The 16,899-nt window shown below is 68.2% G+C and carries 9 protein-coding genes and 3 rRNA genes; 8 read left to right on the plus strand and 4 right to left on the minus strand.

Features of this window, described 5'->3' with window-relative positions:
• Positions 1-149: 149 nt before the first annotated feature.
• Positions 150-1,259 (minus strand): CaiB/BaiF CoA transferase family protein, encoded by a 1,110-nt coding sequence (locus tag FYW95_RS03570; RefSeq protein WP_159941541.1) that lies wholly within the window; start codon positions 1,257-1,259, stop codon positions 150-152.
• Positions 1,260-1,691: 432 nt separating this feature from the next.
• On the opposite strand from FYW95_RS03570, the gene FYW95_RS03575 reads away from it, so the two are divergent.
• Both FYW95_RS03575 and rsmA read left to right on the plus strand, forming a co-directional pair.
• Entirely contained in the window at positions 1,692-2,531 is an 840-nt protein-coding gene (locus tag FYW95_RS03575) for a G5 domain-containing protein (protein WP_159941542.1), read from the plus strand.
• A gap of 78 nt (positions 2,532-2,609) precedes the next feature.
• Positions 2,610-3,491, plus strand: a complete 882-nt coding sequence (rsmA, locus tag FYW95_RS03580; RefSeq protein ID WP_160049981.1) for a 16S rRNA (adenine(1518)-N(6)/adenine(1519)-N(6))-dimethyltransferase RsmA — start codon at positions 2,610-2,612, stop codon at positions 3,489-3,491.
• Positions 3,492-3,516: 25 nt separating this feature from the next.
• Here the strand turns inward: rsmA and FYW95_RS03585 are convergent, their stop codons facing one another.
• Entirely contained in the window at positions 3,517-3,768 is a 252-nt protein-coding gene (locus FYW95_RS03585) for a hypothetical protein (protein WP_236567661.1), read from the minus strand.
• A complete protein-coding gene (locus FYW95_RS03590; protein ID WP_236572041.1) occupies positions 3,755-5,227 on the minus strand; it encodes a PspC domain-containing protein in 1,473 nt (490 codons plus the stop codon). Before FYW95_RS03590 ends, FYW95_RS03585 begins: the two co-directional genes overlap by 14 nt.
• A 219-nt stretch (positions 5,228-5,446) precedes the next feature.
• On the opposite strand from FYW95_RS03590, the gene FYW95_RS03595 reads away from it, so the two are divergent.
• Both FYW95_RS03595 and FYW95_RS03600 read left to right on the plus strand, forming a co-directional pair.
• Positions 5,447-6,673 carry an ATP-binding protein gene (locus tag FYW95_RS03595; protein WP_236567663.1) on the plus strand — a complete coding sequence of 409 codons (1,227 nt, stop codon included), beginning with the start codon at positions 5,447-5,449 and terminating at the stop codon, positions 6,671-6,673.
• Between the two features lie 89 nt (positions 6,674-6,762).
• Entirely contained in the window at positions 6,763-7,434 is a 672-nt protein-coding gene (locus FYW95_RS03600) for a response regulator (protein ID WP_159941545.1), read from the plus strand.
• A gap of 105 nt (positions 7,435-7,539) precedes the next feature.
• Here FYW95_RS03600 and FYW95_RS03605 read toward each other — a convergent pair whose 3' ends face one another.
• Complete coding sequence (locus FYW95_RS03605; protein ID WP_159941567.1) at positions 7,540-8,469, minus strand: nucleoside hydrolase; 930 nt, start codon at positions 8,467-8,469, stop codon at positions 7,540-7,542.
• A gap of 190 nt (positions 8,470-8,659) precedes the next feature.
• On the opposite strand from FYW95_RS03605, the gene pcrA reads away from it, so the two are divergent.
• The 4 genes from pcrA (at position 8,660) to rrf (ending at position 16,855) form a co-directional block, all read left to right on the plus strand.
• Complete coding sequence (gene pcrA / locus FYW95_RS03610; RefSeq protein ID WP_160049982.1) at positions 8,660-11,014, plus strand: DNA helicase PcrA; 2,355 nt, start codon at positions 8,660-8,662, stop codon at positions 11,012-11,014.
• Between the two features lie 657 nt (positions 11,015-11,671).
• A 16S ribosomal RNA gene (locus FYW95_RS03615) occupies positions 11,672-13,206 on the plus strand.
• 327 nt (positions 13,207-13,533) lie between these two features.
• Positions 13,534-16,626 (plus strand): 23S ribosomal RNA (locus FYW95_RS03620).
• Between the two features lie 113 nt (positions 16,627-16,739).
• Positions 16,740-16,855 (plus strand): 5S ribosomal RNA (rrf, locus tag FYW95_RS03625).
• Together the 16S, 23S and 5S rRNA genes form the textbook arrangement of a ribosomal RNA operon.
• Positions 16,856-16,899: the final 44 nt, after the last annotated feature.

The following is a 16,899-nucleotide window of genomic DNA, read 5'->3' on the forward strand; positions in this document are numbered from 1 at the left end:
CACCCGGACTGGTCGCTCACCCTAGCCACTTCCCGTGCCGGTCCGGGGGATTCGCGCGTCCGGGCGTGTGCGGGACCCGGGTGTGGACGGGATTCGGACGTGCGCGGGACCCGTGCGGGTCCCGGGTGCGCGCTCCTTGGCGGGGCCCGTCAGGCTCCGGAGGCGCCCCCGGCCAGGCCCCACTCCCGCAGCGTCCGCTCCGTGTCGGGCAGCGGGCGCCCCCGGGTCACCCCGCCCGGGGTGCGGTCGAAGCGGGGCGCCGGGCCGGGCACCACCCGCCTCCCGTTCCGGATGAGCGAGCCGCGGGCCCGCACGTGCGGGTGGTCGGGGGCCTCCTCCGGGGAGAGCACCGGCATCACACAGGCGTCGACGCACCCGAACACCTCCCCCCACTCGTCGCGGGTGCGGGTGCGCAGGACCTGGGCGAAGCGGGCGCGCAGGCGGGGCCAGCCCGACCGGTCCCACTGGTCGGGCAGGTCCTCCCCGGCCAGGCCGGTGCCCTCCAGGAAGGCGGCGTAGAACTGGGGCTCGATACAGCCGACCGAGACGTGGCGCCCGTCCGCGCACTCGTACACGTCGTACCAGGGGGCGCCGGTGTCCAGGTAGTTGGTGCCGCGCTCGTCGCGCCAGGAACCGCGCGCGCGGTCCTCGTGCACCATCGACATCAGCAGCGCGCTGCCGTCCACCATCGCCGCGTCCACGACCTGCCCCAGACCCGAGGTCTGGCGTTCGACCAGGGCGCTGAGGACGCCGGTCACCGCGAACATGGTGCCCCCGGCGAAGTCGCCGAGGAGGTTGATCGGGGGGACCGGCGGCCCGTCCGCCCGGCCGATGGCGTGCAGGACGCCGTTCACGGAGATGTAGTTCATGTCGTGCCCGGCGGCGCGGGCCAGCGGACCGTCCTGCCCCCAGCCGGTGATCCGGGCGTAGACCAGGCGGGGGTTGAGCTCCCGGCAGGTGTCGGGGCCCAGGCCCAGGCGCTCCATGACCCCCGGGCGGAAGCCCTCCAGCAGGACGTCGGCGCGGGCGACGAGGTCGCGGGCGAGGGAGCGTCCCTCCTCCGACTTCAGGTCGGCGGGCAGGACGACGCGCCCCTCGCTCAGGTGCGGGCCCGGGGCGCCGGCGTTCATCGCGTCCGCGGCGGCGGGGCGGTCGAGGCGGATGACGCTGGCACCCAGGTCGGCGAGGAGCATCCCGGCCATCGGCGTCGGGCCGATCCCGGTGAACTCGACGACGCGGATTCCGTTGAGGGGGCCCATGGACGGTCTCCAGACGGGACGTGGTCGGTCTGCGCGGCGCCGGTCGCGGCCCGCGGGCGGCGGTCCACAGAACAGAACGGCGTTCGGTTCATTGTGCAGGTTCGGTCCCCCGTGCGCCACAGGGGAGTCCGGGGCGTGTCCGCGACGGGAGGGGCGGGGCGGCTCCTCGCCGGAGAACGGGCGGCATGAAACGGAGGAAAAGAAATGAAGGTGCGAATGCCCGCACTTCGGGCGCCTTTTCGGTCAGGAAAAAAACCGAAGCGATAAAGGGTATTAATGTGTCGGTGCCCGCTGGGAGAGAAGCGCGAGCCGATGTCGCCCCACGCAGCCGCCGTGTGCCGACGCCACCGGCGGGAGAGGTCCCGAAGAACCGCCTGCGCCGGGCGGAGTGCGGGGAACCCGACGAGCTTTCCTAAAAAGGACGAATTCGCCATGCCCCGTGTTTCCGAGAAACGACCGCGCCGCTCCCGGGGGCGACGGCGCTCCCGGTCCGGCCTTCCGCGCCTCCCCCTGCGCCTGCCGGTCGCCGCCGCTGCCGTGGCCGGAGTCCTCGCCGCCGCCGGGGGCACCGCCTTCGCCACGGACAAGGAGGTGGTCCTGGACACCGACGGCCGCGAGCGGACCGTGCGCACCTTCGGCTCCACCGTGGGAGACGTGCTCGACTCCGCCGGGGTAGTGCCCGGAGAGCACGACGTCGCCACCCCCGGCCCCGACGCGCCCGCCGAGCCCGACATGGTCGTGCGGATCCTGCCCGTGCTCAGCGAGCCCGTCACGGAGGAGGTGGCCATCGAGGCCGCGACCGTGGAACGGAAGAACCCCGACCTGCCCGAGGGCGAGCGCGAGGTGGTCACCGAACCCGAGGACGGCCTGCGGGAGGTCACCACCGCCACGGTTCTGCGCGACGGCGAGCGGGTGGAGCACGAACTCCGCGACGAGGTCGTCACCGCACCGGTCGAGGGCCTGGTGGAGGTCGGCACCAAGGCGCCCGAGACCGCCGGGGCGGACACCGGCGGGGTGCCGGACTCCGGCCTGAACTGGGCAGCCCTCGCCCGCTGTGAGTCCGGCGGCGACCCCGGTGCGGTCAACTCCGACGGGGGCTACTACGGCCTCCACCAGTTCAGCACCACCACGTGGCAGGCCATGGGCGGCAGCGGCCTGCCCTCCGATGCGACGCCCGCCGAGCAGACCCGGCGCGCCCAGCGGCCGTACGACAGCGTCGGCGGCGACTGGCGGAGCCAGTGGCCGCACTGCGGCAGGTACCTCTTCGACTGAGCCCCCGGGGCTCCGGGGCCCTCCCCGCAGCGGCCCGGATCCTCCGCACCCGGGTCAGTGGGCGGGAGCTGGCAAGATGTGGGGGTGACACAGACACCCGCGCCCGATGACCGCTCCCGCCTGCTCACCCCCGCCGACGTGCGGGCCCTCGCCGACCGGTTCGGGATCCGGCCCACCAAGACGCTGGGCCAGAACTTCGTCATCGACCACGGCACCGTGCGCCGCATCGTCCGGGTCGCGGGGGTCACCGCCGAGGACGTCGTGGTCGAGGTCGGCCCGGGCCTGGGCTCCCTCACACTGGCGCTGCTCCCGCACGTGCGCCGGGTGACCGCGATCGAGATCGACCCGGCACTGGCCGCCGCGCTTCCGGACACCGTCGCCGAGCACGCCCCCGACCTCGCCGACCGCCTCACCGTCGTGCCCGGCGACGCCATGCGCGTCCCCGAGGTGCCCGGGCCCGCGCCCACGGCTCTCGTGGCCAACCTGCCCTACAACGTCTCCGTCCCCGTGCTGCTGCACCTGCTGGAGCTCCTGCCCAGCCTGCGGCGGGTCCTGGTCATGGTGCAGTCCGAGGTGGCCGACCGGATCACCGCCCCGCCGGGCGGCCGTATCTACGGGGTGCCCTCGGCCAAGATCGCCTGGTACGCCCAGGCGCGCCGCGCGGGCGCGGTCGGGCGCAACGTGTTCTGGCCCGCCCCCAACGTCGACTCCGGCCTGGTCGAGCTCATCCGCCGCCCGCAGCCCGCCACCACGGCCGACCGGGCGGACGTCTTCCGGGTGATCGACGCCGCCTTCGCCCAGCGCCGCAAGACCCTGCGCGCCGCCCTGGCCGGATGGGCCGGATCAGCCCCCGCCGCCGAGACCGCCCTGCGGGCGGCCGGGGTCGACCCGACGGCGCGCGGCGAGTCGCTGGACGTGACGGCCTTCGCCGCCATCGCCGAGCACCGCCCCCGGGACTGAACCGGGGCGCGGGCCCGCCGCGCGTTCACTCCCCGGCCCGGTGCCCCGACCGCGGTTCCGGCTCCTGCTCCGGCTGTTCCGGCCGCACCCGCTCCGGACGGGAACGGGTGAGCGCGCGGGCCACACCCGCCGTGCCCAGCCCCGCGGCCAGCAGCGGGAGCACCCACAGCACGTTGAACTCCCAGTCGCCCGTGCCGCGCACGACGAACGCGACCGCCAGTCCGAGGAACAGCAGTCCCGCGATCAGCGAACCCCAGTCAGCCCTACGCCTCGCCATGCCGTACCTCCACGATTCCGAACAGCGCGTCGGTGCGCACGTTGATCACCGGGGGATCCGCCGCGTCCTCCCCGGCGGGTTCGTAGACCTCCTCGTGGGACATGGAGTACCCGACCGCGTCCTCCCTCCCCGATCCGGGATCCACCGCTCCCAGGCCGACCCGGGAGTCCACCACCACGCGCGCGCCCTCGGGCAGCAGCAGCTGCGTGTGGCCCACGGCCACCCGCACCGACACGTCCACGGTCCCGCCCGAGACCAGGTCCTCCAGCCCGGTCAGGTCCACGGTCCCCGAACCGAGCGTCAGGCGGTGCTCGTTCGCCTCGGCCGCGGCCACCGTGGCCGGGCGCCAGGTCTGCTCCCCGACCCGCACCCGGGTCAGGTCGGTCACCGACGCCAGCGTCAGCACCAGCGCGGTCACCAGGCCCAGGAACATCAGCCCGCGCGGGTTGCCCACCCGGGTACCGGCCAGCGCGTACACGCCGACCACCGCCAGGGCCCCGGAGAGGAACAGCACCCCCGTCTCCGGGCCGAACAGCAGTGAGGCGGTCCGCGCGCTCCACAGCGAGGACGACCACCCGTAGGCCCCCAGGGCGGTCACCACGGCGCCCGCCACGATCGTCCACAGGGCGAGCGAGGCCAGCGGCAAGCCCCGCCCCGCACACGGTCCGGATCCGCGGCCCTTCCCTGCGTCCTCCTCGTCCTCGTCGCTCCAGTCCCGGCCCGCGGCCCTCGAGGCCCGTCCGGCGGCGCGCTCGGAGACCACCGCCAGGTCCACCGGCCCCCTGGGCGCCGACGCCCACGGCTGGGCGGGGTTGTAGTAGGCCGGTGCCGGCTCGGGGGACGGCGTCATGGGCGGCGGCTCCGAGGAGCGCAGGTCCTCGCGCAGCCGGACGAACGCCGCACGCAGGTCCACACCCCGGTTCCGGGCGACCAGCAGCCCCAGCACCAGCGGCACCGCCAGCACCAGCGTCGACCACCCCAGTCCGCCGACCAGACTCCACACCGTCGCGAACCCCAACCCGACCGCGAGCAGCTTGGGGACGGTCCGCGGCGGAATGCTCCGGTTGAGCATCTGCTCGAAGGTCGCCGGACCGCCCCGAGCGTCGCGCATGAGCATCCACGCCGCGATGTAGAGCAGCAGGCCCGTCGCCATGGCGAACGCGGTCAGCGCGAAGGCGGCCCGCCACACGACCGGGTCGGTCCCCGTGTACCGGCCCAGCCCCGCGCACACACCGGCGAACACCCGGCTCTCGTCGTCGCCCTTGCGCAGCTCGCGCTCGGGCGGGACACCGTCCGCCGCCGAGGCGCCGTGCGCCGGGACCCCGGGCGCCGGACCCGCCGGGGCACCGCCTCCGGGAGCGGCCCCACCGGAACCGGTCCCCCCGGAAGCGGCGCTCCCGGCACCGGGCCTCCCGGAACCGCCTTCTCCGGGGCCCTCCGGCATCGGATCGTCAGCCATCGTCACTCACCGCGCTCTCCTCACCCACCCATGGTCACCCGGAACCGCCCACCAGCACATCCGGGACGACCCTGAACCCACCCTGACCGGTACCGGACCACGACCGGGGCGCGCCCCCGATGCCGCCCCCCGCCCGGTGGGGGCATCCTGGAGACCAGGAGACCCATGCGGCGCGCGACACCCCCTCCCCGCCGCACGAACGAAAGCGGTGATCGGTCGGTGACAGTGAAGCCCTCGGACGCCCCGCGGCTCACCCGCGCGGTGGACGGAAGGCTCCTCGGCGGCGTCGCCGCGGGACTGGCCCGGCACCTCGGCCTCGACCCCGTGGTCGTCCGCCTGGCCTTCATGGCCCTGTCCGTGGGCGGCATCGGACTCGCCCTCTACCTCGCCCTGTACTTCTTCGTACCCGCCGACCCCGTGGAACGGGAGGGGCGGGAGGAACCGGGCGGACCGGACGGCCAGAGCGCGAGCCGCGACCGCAAGGGCCGCGACATCTCCCAGATCATCGCCTACGTCGGCCTGGCCACGGGGCTGGGCTTCCTGTTCCTGCTCTTCGGAGGGGTCTTCGACCCGCTCCTGTGGTTCGTGGTCTTCGGCACCCTGGGCGGCGTCATCCTCTGGCAGCAGGCCAACCCCTCCCAGCGCGACGAGTGGATGACCTCCACGGTCGGCGGCGCGGGCGCCAAGGGGGTCATGCGCGCGAGCGCCGGGGTGCTGCTCGTCGTCGTCGGCGTCATCGGGTTCCTCGTCTTCCAGGAACAGCTCCAGAACGCCCGCGCCGGACTCACCTTCGCCTTCACCGTGCTCGCGGGCATCGCGCTCATCGCCGCGCCGTGGATCATCGGCCTGGTCCGCGAACGCGACCAGGAGCGGCGCGAGCGCATCCGCAACGCCGAGCGCGCCGAACTCGCCGCGCACATCCATGACTCCGTCCTGCACACCCTCACCCTCATCCAGCGCCGCGCCGAGGACCCCCGCGAGGTGCAGCGCCTGGCCCGCGTCCAGGAACGCGCCCTGCGCAGCTGGCTCTACCAGCGGCCAGCCGACGCCGAGACCACCGTCTCTCCCGCCCTCGAACGCGTCGCCGCCGAGGTGGAGGAGCAGCACGGCGTGCCGATCGAGGTGGTGTGCGTCGGCGACTGCCCCATGGACGACGGGCTGGCGGCCATGCTGCGCGCCGCCCGGGAGGCCATGGTCAACGCCTCCAAGTACGCCGGCACCGACGCCGTCTCCGTGTTCGGCGAGGTCGACCGGGAGGAGGTACTGGTGTTCGTCCGCGACCGGGGCGCCGGGTTCGACATGGACGACATCCCCGAGGACCGCATGGGCGTCCGCGGCTCCATCCTGGGCCGCATGGAACGCCACGGGGGCACGGCCCGGATCCGCACCAGCCCCGGCGAAGGAACCGAGGTGCAGCTGTGCATGCCGCGCATCCCGGAGGTCTGAGGCCCCCGCGCGGGCGGGACGGCGGCCGGATGCGGTCAGCAGGACACGCGGCTACCCCCCGCTCCGCCGACGTGGGTAGAGTCCACGGTGTGGCAGACGAGAACACGCACCCCAGTGACGGCACCGCGGTTCCCCGCGTCGTGATCGTGGACGACCACCGCCTGTTCCGCAGCGGTGTGCGCGGCGAACTGGGCGACGCCGTGAACGTCGTCGGCGAGGCCGGGGACGTCGACAGCGCCGTCCACGTCATCGCGGAGCAGCAGCCCGACCTCGTCCTGCTGGACGTCCACCTGCCCGGCGGCGGCGGCGTGGAGGTGCTGCGCCGAGTCCTGGCCCAGCACCCCCAGATCCGCTTCCTGGCCCTTTCGGTCTCCGACGCGGCCGAGGACGTCATCGGGGTGGTGCGCGGCGGCGCCCGCGGCTACGTCACCAAGACCATCTCCGGCCGGGAACTGGCCGACGCCATCGTGCGGGTGGCCGACGGGGACGCGGTGTTCTCCCCGCGCCTGGCCGGGTTCGTGCTGGACGCCTTCTCCGCCACCGACGCGCCGCCCGTAGACCCCGAGCTCGACCGGCTCACCCAGCGCGAGCGCGAGGTCCTGCGCTACATCGCCCGGGGCTATGCGTACAAGGAGGTCGCCAGGGAGCTGTTCATCTCCGTCAAGACCGTGGAGACCCACGTGTCCTCGGTGCTGCGCAAGCTCCAGCTGTCGAACCGCCACGAGCTGAGCCGCTGGGCCACCGCGCGCAGACTCGTCTGACCCCCGAGCCGGGGAGGAACGGCGCGGGCCGGGAGCCGACCCGCCCGGCTCCAGCCCGGCCCAGGGCCGGAACCGGGCCCGAGCCGGCCCGCGCGCCGGGTGCGCTCAGCGCAGGGCGTCGAGCATCCGGCCCAGGAAGTCGGCCTCCGACACCCCGGTCACCACGCGCGCGGGACGGCGGTCGTCCCCGGCGGGGCGCGGACGCAGGTCGGCCACGGTCATCCCGCGGGTGAGCGAGCCGCGCAGCTCCACCCGCAGCGGCGCCTCGAAGGCCTCCGTCACCAGGTCCGGGTCCACCAGCACCGCCGCCGCCAACGGGTCGTGCATCGCGCACTGGCGGACACCGAAGACGCCCGTGTAGAAGTCCGCGTAGTAGTCCAGGAACGCCGAGGTGCGCTCGGCGCGCTCCCCGGGGACAGTCTTGAGCTCGGCCAGCCACTCGGGCGTGGCCACCGTCTTCATGGTGATGTCCAGCGCGACCAGGTCCAGCTCGAACCCGGCCGCGAACACCGCCTCCGCAGCTTCGGGGTCGTTGGCGATGTTGGCCTCGGCGTGCGAGGACACGTTGCCCGCCACGCGCACGGCGCCGCCCATGACCACCAGGCGCCGCACCAGGCGCGGCAGTTCCGGCTCCAGGCCCAGCGCGATCGCCAGGTTCGTCAGCGGGCCCACCGCGAGCACGTCGATCCGCCCCGGGCTCTCCCGGACCAGCCGGACCAGCAGCTCGGCGGCGCTCTCCGCCACCGGCTCGCCCGCGGGTTCGGGCAGCTCCACGTCGCCCAGGCCGTTGCCGCCGTGCACGTGCGGCGCCAGGCGCGGGGGCTGCACCAGGGGACGCGCGGCGCCCACCGCCACCGGTACGTCCGGACGGCCGTACAGCTCCAGCAGACGCAGCGCGTTGTCCGCCGTCACGTCCACGCTGTTGTTGCCGAAGACCGCTCCGACACCGACGACCTCCACCTCGGGCCGTGCGGCCAGGTAGGCGAGCGCGACGGCGTCGTCGATCCCCGGGTCGCAGTCGACGAACACACGCATGGTCAAGGAGACTCCCCCCGAAACACGAGACGGTTCCCCTCCGGGAACCCGTACCGAAACAGACTAAGCCGCCGATCAGGGCGGTTTCTCCGCGCATCGTGCCCGGTGGCCTCCCCGAGCGCGCCGGACGGCGGAGCCCGCCCCGTGGACGGGGACCGGCACGTCACCGGGCGGTCGTAACCTGGGAGACGTGTCCTCCCAAGAGCAGCTTCTCGAAGGTCTGAACGATCCCCAGCGCGACGCCGTCACCCACAGCGGCTCCCCGCTCCTGATCGTGGCGGGCGCCGGGTCGGGCAAGACCCGGGTCCTCACCCACCGCATCGCCTATCTCATGGCCGAGCGCGGGGTGCGCCCCGGCGAGATCCTGGCCATCACCTTCACCAACAAGGCCGCCGCCGAGATGCGCGAACGCATCCAGGCGCTGCTGGGCGTACGCGCCGCCAACAGCATGTGGACCATGACCTTCCACTCGGCGTGCGTGCGCATCCTGCGCCGGGAGGCCACCCGGCTCGGCTATCCGAGCAGCTTCACCATCTACGACTCCGCAGACTCCGCGCGCCTGATGCAGCTGGTGTGCAAGGAGATGGACCTGGACCCCAAGCGGTTCCCCCCCAAGGCGTTCTCCGCCCAGGTGTCCAACCTCAAGAACGAGCTGGTCGACTACGACACGTTCGCCGGGCAGGCCCAGAACGAGCAGGAGAAGAAGCTCGCCGAGGCCTACCAGCTCTACCAGCGCCGCCTGCACGAGGCGGGCGCCATGGACTTCGACGACCTCATCATGATCACCGTCAACCTGCTCCAGATGTTCCCGGACGTCGCCGAGCACTACCGGCGCCGCTTCCGGCACGTCATGGTCGACGAGTACCAGGACACCAACCACGCGCAGTACGTGTTCGTCCGCGAGCTGGTGGGCGCGGCCGAGGACTCCGACACCAGCGTGGTGCCGCCCGCCGAGCTGTGCGTGGTCGGCGACGCCGACCAGTCCATCTACGCCTTCCGCGGCGCCACCATCCGCAACATCCTGGAGTTCGAGCGCGACTTCCCCAACGCGCGCACGATCATGCTGGAGCAGAACTACCGCTCCACGCAGACGATCCTGTCCGCGGCCAACGCCGTCATCGACCGCAACGAGGGCCGACCGGCCAAGAACCTGTGGTCCGACCAGGGCGAGGGCCCGGCCATCACCGGCTACGTCGCCGACAACGAGCACGACGAGGCCGCCTTCGTGGTGGGGGAGATCGACAAGCTCACCGACGACGGGACGCTCACCCCCGGCCAGGTGGCGGTGTTCTACCGGACCAACGCCCAGTCCCGCGTGTTCGAGGACGTGTTCATCCGGACGGGGCTGCCGTACAAGATCGTCGGCGGCGTGCGCTTCTACGAGCGCAAGGAGATCCGCGACATCCTCGCCTACCTGCGGGTCCTGGCCAATCCCGAGGACACCGTCAGCCTGCGCCGCATCCTCAACGTGCCTAAGCGGGGCATCGGTGCGCGCGCCGAGGAGTCGATCGAGCTGTTCGCCGCCCGCGAGCGCGTCTCCTTCGCCCAGGCCCTGCGCCGAGTGGACGAGGTTCCGGGTATGGCCGCCAGGTCTGTCAAAGCGGTCCGCAACTTCACGGCCCTGCTGGACGAACTGGCGGAGACGGTGCCGGAGGGCACGCCCGCCGAGATCGTCGAGGCGGTGCTGAGCAAGACCGGGTACCTGTCCGAACTCGCCGAGTCCAAGGACCTCCAGGACGAGAGCCGCGTGGAGAACCTGGAGGAGTTCGTCGACGTCGCCCGCGAGTTCGAGCACACCTTCGCCGCGCTGCTGGAGGAGGAGCCCCCGGACGAGGAGGGCGGCGGAGAGGACGGCGCCGCGGGCGCGGTCGATCCGGGGCCTCCCACGCTGGTGGACTTCCTGGAGCGGATCTCCCTGGTGGCCGACACCGACCAGATCCCCGACGAGGACGAGGAGGGCGGGGTGGTCACCCTGATGACCCTGCACTCGGCCAAGGGGCTGGAGTTCCCTGCGGTCTTCCTCACCGGTATGGAGGACGGGGTCTTCCCGCACACCCGCACACTCGGCGACAAGGCCCAGCTGGAGGAGGAGCGCCGGCTGGCCTACGTGGGACTGACCCGGGCCCAGCGGCTGCTCTACGTCAGCCGCGCCGCGGTGCGCAGCGCCTGGGGAACGCCGTCCTACAACCCGGCCTCCCGCTTCCTGGACGAGATTCCCTCCTCCCTGGTGGACTGGCGGCGCGCCGAGTCCACCCTGGCCGCCCCGCCCAGCCGGAGCATCGGGGGCGGCCGTGGAGCGGGCGGTTTCGGCGGCACCTTCGGCGGCGGGCGCTCCTCCGGCCGCGGCCCGGGCAGGGCGGCGAGGCCGGCCAAGGAGGCTCCGACGCTGAGCGTGGGGGACCTGGTCAACCACGACTCCTTCGGCATGGGCCGCGTGCAGCTGGTGGAGGGCGCCGGCGACAAGACCAAGGCCCGCATCGACTTCGGCGCGGACATCGGGGAGAAGGACTTCCTGGTCAAGTACGCGCCGATCGAGAAGCTCTGACTCTCTCCCCAAGCCGGGTGCCCGGGAACCGCTGCCGGTCGTGTGGTCGTCCGTCCCGTTCGGGGTAGGCCATGTAAGACACGACACCGGCAAGGTTCGGCAAACAGGTCCCAAGCACTCGGCGACGGGGGTAGTCTTGGGGAAGACCGAGCGAGACGGACGCGATTTCCTCGCGGACGGGCCGGTCAACCCCTTCTCCACGTCGGACTGGTTCGAGCAGTGCTCCGAACCGGGTAGGCTCGGAGAGCACTTCCACGGAAAGCCCCTCCGGGGCCGCTCGCGGAAGCGCAGCAGGAAAAACGGGTCTTTACCCCGGACCAGGAACACCGAAACCGCCGGTTTGGCGGGGCACGGAACACCTGATAAAGTAAAGGCACAACAAAGCGGAAACGCACACAGCGCCTTCCACGGAAAAGCGACAGACCGGTTTCGGCGGGTCGGGCTTGTACGGGAAGAGCGGTTGTTTCTTGAGAACTCAACAGCGCGTGTTTGATTTTCTTTAAGCCAAGTTTGTTTTGGCCCCGTCACACGAGCCCCTTCGCAGGGGGGAGTGTGCGAGGTTCCTTTGATTAGCCGGGGAGACCCGGTTGGTCAGGATTACTTCTAGGTTTACCCGCCCAGGGCGGTCCTCGGACCGCCGGGCCGGGTTGAGTGACCTTTATGGAGAGTTTGATCCTGGCTCAGGACGAACGCTGGCGGCGTGCTTAACACATGCAAGTCGAGCGGTAAGGCCCTTCGGGGTACACGAGCGGCGAACGGGTGAGTAACACGTGAGCAACCTGCCCCTGACTCCGGGATAAGCGGTGGAAACGCCGTCTAATACCGGATACGACCTGTCGCCTCATGGCGGTGGGTGGAAAGTTTTTCGGTCGGGGATGGGCTCGCGGCCTATCAGCTTGTTGGTGGGGTAACGGCCTACCAAGGCGATTACGGGTAGCCGGCCTGAGAGGGCGACCGGCCACACTGGGACTGAGACACGGCCCAGACTCCTGCGGGAGGCAGCAGTGGGGAATATTGCGCAATGGGCGAAAGCCTGACGCAGCGACGCCGCGTGGGGGATGACGGCCTTCGGGTTGTAAACCTCTTTTACCACCAACGCAGGCTCGGGGTTTTCTCCGGGTTGACGGTAGGTGGGGAATAAGGACCGGCTAACTACGTGCCAGCAGCCGCGGTAATACGTAGGGTCCGAGCGTTGTCCGGAATTATTGGGCGTAAAGAGCTCGTAGGCGGCGTGTCGCGTCTGCTGTGAAAGACCGGGGCTTAACTCCGGTTCTGCAGTGGATACGGGCATGCTAGAGGTAGGTAGGGGAGACTGGAATTCCTGGTGTAGCGGTGAAATGCGCAGATATCAGGAGGAACACCGGTGGCGAAGGCGGGTCTCTGGGCCTTACCTGACGCTGAGGAGCGAAAGCATGGGGAGCGAACAGGATTAGATACCCTGGTAGTCCATGCCGTAAACGTTGGGCGCTAGGTGTGGGGACTTTCCACGGTTTCCGCGCCGTAGCTAACGCATTAAGCGCCCCGCCTGGGGAGTACGGCCGCAAGGCTAAAACTCAAAGGAATTGACGGGGGCCCGCACAAGCGGCGGAGCATGTTGCTTAATTCGACGCAACGCGAAGAACCTTACCAAGGTTTGACATCACCCGTGGACCTGCAGAGATGTGGGGTCATTTAGTTGGCGGGTGACAGGTGGTGCATGGCTGTCGTCAGCTCGTGTCGTGAGATGTTGGGTTAAGTCCCGCAACGAGCGCAACCCTTGTTCCATGTTGCCAGCACGTAGTGGTGGGGACTCATGGGAGACTGCCGGGGTCAACTCGGAGGAAGGTGGGGATGACGTCAAGTCATCATGCCCCTTATGTCTTGGGCTGCAAACATGCTACAATGGCCGGTACAATGGGCGTGCGATGCCGTAAGGTGGAGCGAATCCCTAAAAGCCGGTCTCAGTTCGGATTGGGGTCTGCAACTCGACCCCATGAAGGTGGAGTCGCTAGTAATCGCGGATCAGCAACGCCGCGGTGAATACGTTCCCGGGCCTTGTACACACCGCCCGTCACGTCATGAAAGTCGGCAACACCCGAAACTTGCGGCCTAACCCCCTTGTGGGGAGGGAGTGAGTGAAGGTGGGGCTGGCGATTGGGACGAAGTCGTAACAAGGTAGCCGTACCGGAAGGTGCGGCTGGATCACCTCCTTTCTAAGGAGTCTTTTTCAGGCCAACGGTTTTGTCTAGGTGTTGGCCGGACTCGAAAGTGGACCCGGTGGCCGCCCTCGTTGGAGGGTGTGCTGGCCGGGATGGTTTGAAGAGAATCGGACTTGGCCTCGGGCGGCTAGAAGCGTCCGGGGGCGCGCTGTTGGGTGTCTGAGGAAGCAACCTCGGCCTGGGCTGTCTGTGACGGTCGGGGTTGAGCTGTTTCCCGCTGCCGCCCCTGAAGAACTCTCCATGGTTGTGGATGTGGTACCGGGGTTTGCGGTTGGTGTTTTGACTTGTGAATAGTGTGCGCGAGCATCTTGTTATCTGTAGTGGCCAAGTGATAGTGGCACACGGTGGATGCCTTGGCACCAGGCGCCGATGAAGGACGTGGGAGGCCGCGATAGGCCACGGGGAGCTGTCAACCGAGCTGTGATCCGTGGGTGTCCGAATGGGGAAACCTAGCCCGAGTTGTGTCGGGTTGCCGCTGCCTGAATGTATAGGGCAGTTGGTGGTGACGCGGGGAAGTGAAACATCTCAGTACCCGTAGGAAGAGTAAACAACAGTGATTCCCCTAGTAGTGGTGAGCGAACGGGGAAGAGGCTAAACCGCAGGCGTGTGAGAGACGGCAGTCGTTGCGTGTGCGGGGTTGTGGGACATGTCTGTCTGGGTCTGCCGGCCCGGAGCGTTGAGGGGTCTCGTAGCTGAATCCGTTGGGAAGCGGTACCGGAGTGGGTGAGAGTCCCGTAGGTGAAGCGAGGGTCTAGGCGTTGGGTGTGTTCCCGAGTAGCGCGGAGCCCGTGAAAGTCCGTGTGAATCTGGCAGGACCACCTGCTAAGCCAAAATACGTCCTGGTGACCGATAGTGCACTAGTACCGTGAGGGAAAGGTGAAAAGTGCCCCGGTGAGGGGTCGTGAAATAGTACCTGAAACCGTGTGCTGTCAAGCCGTCAGAGCTGGCCTTTTGGGGTTGGTGATGGCGTGCCTTTTGAAGAATGAGCCTGCGAGTCGTGGTGTGTGGCGAGGTTAACCCGGGTGGGGTAGCCGTAGGGAAACCGAGTCTGAAGAGGGCGTTGGAGTCGCATGCTGTGGACCCGAAGCGGAGTGATCTACCCATGTCCAGGGTGAAGCGGGGGTAAGACCTCGTGGAGGCCCGAACCCACCAGGGTTGAAAACCTGGGGGATGAGGTGTGGGTAGGGGTGAAAGGCCAATCAAACTCCGTGATAGCTGGTTCTCCCCGAAATGCATTTAGGTGCAGCGTCGCGTGTTTCTTGCTGGAGGTAGAGCTACTGTTTGGCTGATGGGCCCGACAAGGTTACTGACGTCAGACAAACTCCGAATGCCGGTGAAGTGAAGCGTGGCAGTGAGACTGCGGGGGATAAGCTTCGTAGTCGAGAGGGAAACAGCCCAGATCATCAGCTAAGGCCCCTAAGCGTGTGCTAAGTGGGAAAGGTTGTGGAGTTGCTGAGACAACCAGGAGGTTGGCTTAGAAGCAGCCATCCTTTAAAGAGTGCGTAATAGCTCACTGGTCAAGTGGTTCTGCGCCGATAATGTAGCGGGGCTTAAGCACACCGCCGAAGCTGTGGAGCCCGGGTTTTTCCTGGGTTGGTAGGGGAGCGTCGTGCATCCGGTGAAGCTGCCGAGTGATCGTGTGGTGGAGGGTGTGCGAGTGAGAATGCAGGCATGAGTAGCGAGAGCAGCGTGAGAAACGTTGCCGCCGATTGACTAAGGGTTCCTGGGGCAGGTTAATCCGCCCAGGGTGAGTCTGGACCTAAGGCGAGGCCGACAGGCGTAGTCGATGGATAACGGGTTGATATTCCCGTACCCGTGCACGAGCGCCCAGTATCGAATCAGGTGATGCTAACCACGCTGGTGGTGGTGGTTCCCTTCGGGGGACTGCTTCTTACTGGTCTGGGATCCGAGCTTGTAGTAGGTAAGTGATGGGGTGACGCAGGAGGGTAGCTCTACCCGGCGGTGGTTGTCCGGGGGTAAGCGTGTAGGCTGGTGTGTTGGTAAATCCGCATGCTGTGTGGCTGAGACGTGATGCCGAGCCGTTTTTGGTGAAGTGAGTGATCCCATGCTGTCGAGAAAAGCCTCTAGCGAGTTCGTGTGTGGCCAGTACCCTAAACCGACGCAGGTGGTCAGGTAGAGAATACCGAGGCGTTCGGGTGAACCATGGTTAAGGAACTCGGCAAATTGTCCCCGTAACTTTGGGAGAAGGGGAGCCCTGTCTGGTGAAGGTCTTTGCGGCTGGAGCTGGGTGGGGTCGCAGATAGCGGGGGGAAGCGACTGTTTATTAAAAACACAGGTCCGTGCGAAGTCGTAAGACGCTGTATACGGACTGACGCCTGCCCGGTGCTGGAACGTTAAGAGGACTGGTTAGTCGGGTTTCGGTCTGGCGAAGCTGGGAATCTAAGCGCCAGTAAACGGCGGTGGTAACTATAACCATCCTAAGGTAGCGAAATTCCTTGTCGGGTAAGTTCCGACCTGCACGAATGGCGTAACGACTTCCCCACTGTCTCAACCATGGGCCCGGTGAAATTGCACTACGAGTAAAGATGCTCGTTTCGCGCAGCAGGACGGAAAGACCCCGGGACCTTCACTATAGCTTGACATTGGTGTTTGGGATGGTTTGTGTAGGATAGGTGGGAGCCGGTGAAGTTGCCACGCTAGTGGTGATGGAGGCGTTGGTGAAATACCACTCTGACTGTTTCGGGCATCTAACTTTGGACCGTGATCCGGTTCGGGGACAGTGTCTGGTGGGTAGTTTAACTGGGGCGGTTGCCTCCCAAAGAGTAACGGAGGCGCCCAAAGGTTCCCTCAGCCTGGTTGGTCATCAGGTGTTGAGTGTAAGTGCACAAGGGAGCTTGACTGTGAGACGGACGTGTCGAGCAGGAGCGAAAGCTGGGACTAGTGATCCGGCACCGGCGTGTGGAAGCGGTGTCGCTCAACGGCTAAAAGGTACCCCGGGGATAACAGGCTGATCTTCCCCAAGAGTCCATATCGACGGGATGGTTTGGCACCTCGATGTCGGCTCGTCGCATCCTGGGGCTGGAGTTGGTCCCAAGGGTTGGGCTGTTCGCCCATTAAAGCGGCACGCGAGCTGGGTTTAGAACGTCGTGAGACAGTTCGGTCCCTATCCGCTGTGCGCGTTGGAGACTTGAGAAGGGCTGTCCCTAGTACGAGAGGACCGGGACGGACGAACCTCTGGTGTGCCAGTTGTTCTGCCAAGGGCATGGCTGGTTGGCTACGTTCGGGAGGGATAACCGCTGAAAGCATCTAAGCGGGAAGCTTGCTTTGAGATGAGGTCTCCTGCCTCCGTGAGAGGGTAAGGCTCCCTGTAGACGACGGGGTTGATAGGCCGGGTGTGGAAGCCTTGTGAGGGGTGGAGCTGACCGGTACTAATAGGCCGAGGGCTTGTCCGCTGCAGATAATTGGGTGCTCGCGCATACGTGTTCACATGGTTGCTTGCCTGTGGCTACTGTTCTCCCCGGGGGTGGTTCCTGGTGTGGGGGGTGGTGGTTGTGGGTGTTGGTTTCCGTGGTGGTTATTGCTGGAGGGTCACACCCGGTCTCTTTCCGAACCCGGTCGTTAAGTCTCTTTGCGCTGATGGTACTGCCCTGTGGTGGGGTGGGAGAGTAGGTTGCTGCCACGGTTTGTTGTGGGGGGGTCGTCCTTTGTGGGCGGCCCCCTTTTTTT

The organism is Nocardiopsis sp. FR4, assembly GCF_009830945.1.
GTDB lineage: Bacteria > Actinomycetota > Actinomycetes > Streptosporangiales > Streptosporangiaceae > Nocardiopsis.